This window comes from Amycolatopsis sp. H20-H5 (genome assembly GCF_035828755.1).
In the GTDB taxonomy this organism is placed as follows: Bacteria; Actinomycetota; Actinomycetes; order Mycobacteriales; family Pseudonocardiaceae; genus Amycolatopsis.
Genome location: NZ_JAYMZS010000258.1, coordinates 1 through 1,932 on the forward strand (window position 1 = coordinate 1; position 1,932 = coordinate 1,932).

A 1,932-nucleotide genomic window follows, 5' to 3' on the forward strand; every position below is an offset into this window, starting at 1 on the left:
GTCAGGTCGTCCTCCTCGTTGATGAGGTCGGCGACACCACGGCGCACGATTTCGTGGTCGTCGACCAGAAATACCTTGAGCACGGGCGCGTCGGCGTTCTTTTCCTCGGTCACCACGCCAGCCTACGAGTCCGTGCCCCAGGACCCGTTCGGCCTCGCCGGGGTGCCCAACCACCACTGCTATGCCCAGCGGCTCGCCGCACTGCTGGAGCGGAGCAAGACAGAGCCGCCTCTGGCGGTGTTGTCGGCGCAGGAGGCCTACACCGCGGCCGAGCTGCTGGGCCAGTACGCCCAGCTCGACCCGACCGCCGAGTTGAACCAGCTGGCCGCCACCCTCGCCGCACGCCTCTACGCACGCCTGGGCGCCTGACACCCAGACCGCAGTCCCTGTCACCGGATACATCCACGCCGCTCATCGGCCACCTCGCCGACACCTGGGGCGATAGCCACCCCCCAATCCGGGACCACCACAGGATGGCCGGAGGTATCCCGCGCCGGCCAACGGCGTGCCCTGCGGCGACGGCGTCATCGAGGGGACCTGTTCGCCGCGCGTCTGACCAGCTCACCCGGTCACTCCATAAGGTGAGCTGGACTTCCGCCGCTCGCGCGGGCCGCAGGATCTGTTCCATGCTGATGAGACATCCACTGGGCCGGGAACTCGAGCTCCCGGCGGCGAAGGAGGACACCGGGCATGATCGGGTCACCGCGGCACCATCCCGCGCTGCCGCCCAACGCTGACCGCTGGGACGAGTCGAAGCTCGGCGACACACCGGATGTGGACACCGTGTTGGTGGCACGGACCCGCGCCGGCGATGTGGCGGCGTTCGAAAGCCTGGTGCTACGTCACCTGCGACCGGTGTACCAGCTCGCGCGCCGGACTCTCCCGGCCGGCACCGCGGCGGACGAGATCGTGGTGGACGTGTTCGTGCGCGCCTGGTACAACCTCCAACCCTGTGACCGGACACCGGCCGAGTTCCGGACGTGGATCACGACGGCGACAGTGCAGATGTGCCGAGAGGCGAACACCCGTCAACCGCGAGCACACCCACACCGGTGAGATCCAGGCCAGCCGCGTCAGACGGTTAACAAGTGCGGAACGCATTCCCCCGACAGGGCTGCTCCGTGCCAGTCAAGACAGATCATGGCGTCGTCGTCGGGATGCGGAGTGCTGCGTGCCCGAGAAGTTAAACGACACGTGCGATCGCGCGAAAGCACCACAGACCACACTTCGCGAGGTTCCCGCCGGTGACGATCCAGAGGAGGAGCCATCAAGCTCTAGCACCGGATAGCATCTGGTGTCGGCGCTTGGCGCTGCTCGCGGTGATGTGCCTGGCGTGCGGCGGGGTGGGATTCGTGCTCGGCGCGCACGATCCGTGGGCGAGTGGCACCATCGATGTGGCGGGCGCACTGGGCGGGAGGCTTGTCGAGGGGCTGGACCACCGACGTACTTCTCAGCAGTCGAAGTGAACCCGCCAGCCATCCGCGTTGCGGGCAGGCGACGGTGACGCGCGACGCAGAGCAACCACGCGCCAGGAGAAGGGGCTGATCGGTGGCCGCGCAGCGATGTAGCCCCGGTGGTGGTCGGCTGCCGTCAAAAGTCGCGCTGGCCCTGGCCCTCCTATGGACCGTTCTCTCGGTGGGATCTCTGGCGCTGTTCGACGTCACCGGCTGGTTCGGCTGGCTGGTACGGGTGAGCTGGGCGGCGCTCGCCGTGGGCTACTGGGTCAGCTACGCACGCACACGCCGCACTACCGGCGACCGCTGACTCGGGTTACGCGGCCATGTGCGCTCGGTGCCGAAGGCCATTAGGGCGTGTCCCGTGGATCTTGATCTTTGGATGCGATAGACCGTTTTTGTGCTTGATCGACACGATTTAACCGAGGAGGAGTGGGCCCGGCTGGAACCGTTGCTGCCGGATCAGACTCCGCGGCGG

Annotated in this window: 4 protein-coding genes; all 4 read left to right on the forward strand. The window is 67.4% G+C overall.

What is annotated here, in order from left to right; all coding sequences use genetic code 11:
* Positions 1-132 precede the first annotated feature (132 nt).
* Positions 133-369, forward strand: a complete 237-nt coding sequence (locus QMK34_RS47285) for a hypothetical protein (RefSeq protein WP_326421593.1) — start codon at positions 133-135, stop codon at positions 367-369.
* 321 nt (positions 370-690) lie between these two features.
* Positions 691-1,056, forward strand: coding sequence for a sigma factor (locus QMK34_RS47290; RefSeq protein WP_326421594.1), 366 nt, complete (start codon positions 691-693; stop codon positions 1,054-1,056).
* 248 nt (positions 1,057-1,304) lie between these two features.
* Positions 1,305-1,466, forward strand: coding sequence for a hypothetical protein (locus tag QMK34_RS47295; protein WP_326421595.1), 162 nt, complete (start codon positions 1,305-1,307; stop codon positions 1,464-1,466).
* 169 nt (positions 1,467-1,635) lie between these two features.
* Positions 1,636-1,764 carry a hypothetical protein gene (locus tag QMK34_RS47300; RefSeq protein ID WP_326421596.1) on the forward strand — a complete coding sequence of 43 codons (129 nt, stop codon included), beginning with the start codon at positions 1,636-1,638 and terminating at the stop codon, positions 1,762-1,764.
* The last annotated feature ends 168 nt before the right edge of the window (positions 1,765-1,932 follow it).